Below are 5,737 nucleotides of genomic sequence, written 5' to 3'. Positions count from 1 at the left end.
ATTAGCTGATAACTTTAGCAACAACGCCCGCGCCAACGGTACGGCCGCCTTCACGGATTGCGAAACGCAGACCGTCATCCATCGCGATTGGGTGGATCAGGGTAACAACCATTTTGATGTTGTCGCCTGGCATGACCATCTCTACGCCTTCTGGCAGTTCGATGGTACCGGTCACGTCAGTTGTACGGAAGTAGAACTGTGGACGGTAGCCTTTGAAGAACGGAGTATGACGGCCGCCTTCGTCTTTGGACAGGATGTACACTTCAGATTCGAACTTGGTGTGTGGCTTGATTGAGCCTGGCTTCGCCAGTACCTGACCACGTTCGATTTCTTCACGTTTGATACCACGCAGCAGAACACCAACGTTCTCACCAGCACGGCCTTCGTCCAGCAGTTTGCGGAACATTTCAACGCCAGTACAGGTCGTTTTCGCGGTTTCTTTGATACCCACGATTTCTACTTCTTCGCCAACTTTAACGATACCGCGCTCTACACGACCGGTAACTACAGTACCACGGCCGGAGATGGAGAATACGTCTTCGATTGGCAGCAGGAACGGCTTGTCAATCGCACGCTCTGGTTCCGGGATGTAAGAATCCAGGAAGCCAGCCAGTTCGATGATTTTCGCTTCCCACTCTGCTTCGCCTTCCAGCGCTTTCAGCGCAGAACCACGAACGATCGGAGTGTCGTCACCTGGGAAATCGTACTGAGACAGAAGTTCACGAACTTCCATTTCTACCAGTTCCAGCAGCTCTTCGTCATCAACCATGTCGCATTTGTTCAGGAACACGATGATGAACGGAACGCCTACCTGGCGACCCAGCAGGATGTGCTCACGAGTCTGAGGCATAGGGCCGTCAGTCGCAGCAACAACCAGGATCGCGCCATCCATCTGAGCCGCACCGGTGATCATGTTTTTAACATAGTCGGCGTGACCCGGGCAGTCTACGTGCGCGTAGTGGCGGGACGGGGTGTCATATTCAACGTGGGAAGTGTTGATGGTGATACCACGAGCTTTTTCTTCTGGTGCGTTATCGATCTGATCGAATGCGCGAGCAGAACCACCGTAGGTTTTAGCCAGTACGGTAGTGATGGCAGCGGTCAGCGTTGTTTTACCATGGTCAACGTGGCCGATAGTACCGACGTTAACGTGCGGTTTTGTACGTTCAAACTTTTCTTTAGACATCGATTGTCCCTCTAGACACGGATAAATCGGTGATATCACCACATCAACCAGGCAACATGCCTGACTTGTTGAATGCAATAACAGAAGAGAAACAGGGAGGAGATGATGAAGTGGTGCTGATACCCAGAGTCGAACTGGGGACCTCACCCTTACCAAGGGTGCGCTCTACCAACTGAGCCATATCAGCACGTTTGGAGCGGGCAGCGGGAATCGAACCCGCATCATCAGCTTGGAAGGCTGAGGTAATAGCCATTATACGATGCCCGCATCCTGAAACTCGGCTACCCAGTTCTTTCTGTGCAAAAAAAGAGATGTCTCTCTTCTTTTGTTCGAGCTGGTCGATGTTATCTACCAACTCAGGTAGCGCCTAAACGCTGCCAGAAAGTGGTGGTGGGGGAAGGATTCGAACCTTCGAAGTCTGTGACGGCAGATTTACAGTCTGCTCCCTTTGGCCGCTCGGGAACCCCACCGGACTTGATGGTGCCGACTACCGGAATCGAACTGGTGACCTACTGATTACAAGTCAGTTGCTCTACCTACTGAGCTAAGTCGGCATCAAGTAGCGCGCATTCTATGGAGACATTCGGGGGCATGCAACTAAAAATTTGCATAAAACGATCTCTTGCTCACATTTTGCGCACAGGCAAGCAAAAATGATGAAATTTACAGCGTTGAAGTATAAATATTGGTCTATCTCTGCCATCAGAAAGACTCTCTTCTCTCTTGCCTCCCCACAAGAATGCTTCTCTTCTTCTTACTTCCAACACAAAACAACGTCATTGCAGCGGCTCTCTCTTTATACTCAGAGTGACGTCCCTGCACGTAATCCCTTCTTTACCTGTTCACACCCTAACCAGTCAGGGCTTCAGGGTGTGATGCTTTCTACTGAAAGCATCACTTAATCTGATTTTTTCTTCTTATTCTCTTCAAACTGGTGTTAACCTCCTGCCCATTGTCCTGATTAACTGAAAGTGTCTCCTCATCTCTCAAGTGCCTGAACGGATGAGGGTGAACAGAACATGCTTATGAGCAAAAAAGAGCAAACGTTAATGACGCCGTATCTACAGTTTAATCGTAGCCAGTGGGCTGCACTTCGTGATTCCGTGCCAATGACCCTGACCGAGGGTGAAATTACCCGGTTAAAAGGCATCAACGAAGACTTGTCACTGGAAGAAGTGGCTGAGATCTATCTGCCGCTCTCACGTTTGCTTAATTTCTATATCAGCTCCAACCTGCGTCGCCAGGCTGTACTGGAGCAATTCCTTGGCACTAATGCGCCACGCATTCCCTACGTGATTAGCATCGCGGGAAGCGTCGCTGTGGGTAAAAGCACAACAGCACGCGTGCTACAGGCGCTATTAAGCCGCTGGCCAGAACATCGACGTGTCGAGTTGATCACCACTGACGGATTCCTTCATCCTAATAATGTGTTGAAAGAACGTGGGTTGATGAAGAAGAAAGGCTTTCCGCAGTCGTACGATATGCACCGGCTGGTTAAGTTCGTCTCTGATATCAAATCGGGTGCGCCAGATGTGACGGCCCCGGTTTATTCCCATCTCATTTATGATGTTATTCCTGATGGTGACAAAACGGTCACTCATCCGGATATTTTAATTCTTGAAGGATTAAACGTTCTGCAGAGTGGCATGGATTATCCCCATGATCCCCACCATGTATTCGTTTCGGACTTTGTTGATTTCTCTATTTATGTTGATGCGCCAGAAGAGTTGCTGAAGAACTGGTATATCAATCGTTTCCTGAAGTTCCGTGAAGGGGCATTCACCGATCCTGATTCCTATTTCCATAACTATGCGAAACTCAGCAAAGACGAAGCTGTCAATATCGCCACCTCGTTATGGAATGAAATCAACCTGGTGAATCTTAAGGAAAATATACTTCCAACACGCGAACGTGCGAGCCTTGTTCTGGCTAAAAGTGCGAATCATTCAGTCGAACAGATACGGTTACGAAAATAAAAAAGGGAGCAAATGCTCCCTTCAGATTGCTGACAAAGAAGGAAAAAGCGTGGTTTTTCCTTATTTTTGTTCCGCCACCCATGACAAAACTGTATCCGTTAGAGGTTTGTCATCAGTTTCAAGGGAGCAGATGCTCCCTTTTTTATTCCGCGCTGCGAAGCGATATTTCTCCGCCAACCCAGGGTTTTATCACCCCATCTTGCTCAAGCAGAAGCGCACCTTGAGTATCAATCCCCCGGGAAGTACCAAATATTTCCTTTTCGCCAATGATTAACTTCACCGGACGATCAATAAAATTATCGAGTTTTTTCCAACGAGAGAGATAAGGTGCCAGGCCTTCTTGCTCAAATAACTGCAGTGCCGCGCGTAATTCTTTTATCAGTCGAACGGCAAGTGTATTGCGGTCAATTTTAATACCCGCTTCCTGAAGGTTAATCCAGCCCTGATTAATCACATCAGACTCGACCCGACGCATTGCCAGGTTTATACCTGCACCAATCACAATCTGCGCGGCATCGCCTGTTTTACCCGTTAATTCCACCAGGATACCGGCAAGTTTTCGATCTGACAGGTAGAGATCATTTGGCCATTTAACCCGGACTTTCTCAGCGCCTAGGCTTTGCAAAACTTCCGCCATGACAATGCCGATAACCAAACTCAGGCCGATTGCCGCAGCGGGCCCCTGCTCCAGTCGCCAGTACATAGAAAGGTAGAGATTAGCGCCAAAGGGTGAAAACCATTTACGGCCACGACGACCACGGCCAGCCTGTTGATATTCTGCTACACAGGCATCACCTGTCTGCAAAGTGCCTATACGCTCAAGCAAGTACTGGTTTGTTGAATCGATAACAGGCAGAACCGTGACACTGCCTTCAGCAATATTGCTGCGGATAAACGATTCGTCGAGCAACTGGATAGGCTCAGGCAAGCTGTAGCCTTTTCCCGGCACCGTGAAGACATCAACGCCCCAGTCTCGTAACGTTTGAATATGCTTATTGATTGCTGCCCGGCTCATCCCTAACGTTTCACCAAGGTGTTCACCAGAGTGAAATTCGCCATCTGAAAGGATTGAGATGAGAGTCAGTGGAACAGTATTATCCTTCACGCGATCACCTCCACGGCGTTAACTTCCCCGTGCGAACCCATGAACCGGACTTCGGGCTCCAGCCAGACATCAAATTTTGCCCCAACCTGCTGGCGAACAGAGTGAGCGAGAGCGACAACATCTTCGCTTGTTGCATGACTCTCGTTAATCAGAACCAGCGCCTGCTGCCGATGCACCATCGCCCCACCCACGCGGGTACCTTTGAGCTGGCATTGATCGATTAACCAGCCCGCTGCAAGTTTCACACTGCCATCGGCTTGAGGGTAATGTGGCGCACCAGGAAAAGCGGCCAGCAATTTATCAGCCATAGAACGGCTGACAACAGGATTTTTAAAGAAGCTGCCTGCGTTGCCATTCACTTTTGGGTCTGGCAATTTGGTCATTCGCATGTGGCACACCGCATCAAACACCTCTTGAGGCGTGACACTCTGCGGATTCAGACGAGTCAAATCGCCATAGGTGAGCACTGGCTTCCAGTTTTTCATGAGTTTCAGACCAACAGCAACAATCGCGTAGCGATCCTGGTACTCATGTTTAAAGATGCTGTCACGGTAGCCAAAACGGCACTCTTTTGCACTTAGACGCTTCGCTTCACCGCTGGCTAGTTCAATGCAATCAACGTATTCACACACCTGCTGTAACTCTACGCCATACGCACCGATGTTCTGGATGGGTGAAGAACCAGCACAACCCGGAATGAGTGCCAGATTTTCCAGTCCAGGCATTCCGTGTTCCAGTGTGTATTTAACAAGACAATGCCAGTTCTCACCTGCCCCCACATGGAGGTGCCAGGCTTCAGGCTGATCGGTGACCTGGATGCCTTTGATTCGGTTAATAACAACCGTGCCAGCATAGTCTTCCAGGAAAAGCACATTACTTCCCTCACCCAGGATCAGAGCCGGTTGATTGTCCGAAGCGGCTTGCTGCCAGGCTTCCAGCAATTGTTCGGCACTGTCAGCACAAACAATGTGTTTAGCGTAGCGATCGAGACCAAAAGTGTTCCAGGGTTTTAACGAGAGATTCATAGTGGCTTCCAGATGCAAAAACGTGGCTAGTTTACCGTATTCAGGCAGGGAAGGCTTGTGAATAACTCTGTGGGCGGGGAGTGGAAAATCTGTGCAGGGACAGTGTGTAACCCTGCTCTGGAGAGCGTTCACCGATAAACAACAGATAAACAAAAAAACCCCATGCTTTCGCATGAGGTTTTCTTGTTTATTTGATGCCTGGCAGTTCCCTACTCTCACATGGGGAGACCCCACACTACCATCGGCGCTACGGCGTTTCACTTCTGAGTTCGGCATGGGGTCAGGTGGGACCACCGCGCTGTTGCCGCCAGGCAAATTCTGTTTATCATCCCGTTTGTTACGGGATGATGTATCTGGTTCAAGCTGATAATTTCGTCTCTCACGCCAAAACAGCTTCGGCGTTGTAAGGTTAAGCCTCACGGTTCATTAGTATCGGTTAGCTCAA

Annotated in this window: 4 protein-coding genes, 4 tRNA genes and 1 rRNA gene; 1 reads left to right on the top strand and 8 read right to left on the bottom strand. The window is 49.5% G+C overall.

Annotation, left to right across the window (positions count from 1 at the left end; genetic code table 11):
• Window position 1: 1 nt before the first annotated feature.
• The 5 genes from tuf to ACLW56_RS24765 all read right to left on the bottom strand — a co-directional run bounded on the left by tuf (window position 2) and on the right by ACLW56_RS24765 (window position 1,740).
• Entirely contained in the window at window positions 2-1,186 is a 1,185-nt protein-coding gene (gene tuf / locus ACLW56_RS24785; RefSeq protein ID WP_330985041.1) for an elongation factor Tu, read from the bottom strand.
• A 111-nt stretch (window positions 1,187-1,297) separates the two neighbouring features.
• A tRNA-Thr gene (locus ACLW56_RS24780) sits at window positions 1,298-1,373 on the bottom strand.
• Between the two features lie 5 nt (window positions 1,374-1,378).
• A tRNA-Gly gene (locus ACLW56_RS24775) sits at window positions 1,379-1,453 on the bottom strand.
• Window positions 1,454-1,571: 118 nt separating this feature from the next.
• Window positions 1,572-1,656: transfer RNA gene (locus ACLW56_RS24770), tRNA-Tyr, on the bottom strand.
• 8 nt (window positions 1,657-1,664) lie between these two features.
• Window positions 1,665-1,740, bottom strand: a tRNA-Thr gene (locus tag ACLW56_RS24765).
• A 471-nt stretch (window positions 1,741-2,211) separates the two neighbouring features.
• Between ACLW56_RS24765 and coaA the strand changes: the two genes are divergently transcribed.
• Entirely contained in the window at window positions 2,212-3,162 is a 951-nt protein-coding gene (gene coaA / locus ACLW56_RS24760; RefSeq protein WP_330986266.1) for a type I pantothenate kinase, read from the top strand.
• 142 nt (window positions 3,163-3,304) lie between these two features.
• On the opposite strand, the gene birA is transcribed toward coaA, so the two are convergent.
• From birA to rrf, 3 genes are all read right to left on the bottom strand, one after another.
• The gene (gene birA, locus ACLW56_RS24755) at window positions 3,305-4,267 is read right to left on the bottom strand and encodes a bifunctional biotin--[acetyl-CoA-carboxylase] ligase/biotin operon repressor BirA (RefSeq protein ID WP_330986265.1); all 963 of its coding nucleotides are present in this window, start codon (window positions 4,265-4,267) and stop codon (window positions 3,305-3,307) included.
• A complete protein-coding gene (murB, locus tag ACLW56_RS24750) occupies window positions 4,264-5,466 on the bottom strand; it encodes a UDP-N-acetylmuramate dehydrogenase (protein WP_330986264.1) in 1,203 nt (400 codons plus the stop codon). The genes birA and murB overlap by 4 nt, the downstream gene beginning before the upstream one ends.
• Window positions 5,467-5,488: 22 nt before the next feature.
• Window positions 5,489-5,604: ribosomal RNA gene (gene rrf / locus ACLW56_RS24745) — 5S ribosomal RNA — on the bottom strand.
• Window positions 5,605-5,737 lie beyond the last annotated feature (133 nt).

The sequence above is a fragment of the Pantoea sp. sgz302252 genome (genome assembly GCF_047713085.1).
Taxonomy (GTDB): Bacteria; Pseudomonadota; Gammaproteobacteria; order Enterobacterales; family Enterobacteriaceae; genus Scandinavium.
The sequence above is the reverse complement of the archived record's forward strand: the minus strand, read 5'-3'. Positions and strand labels throughout refer to the sequence as shown.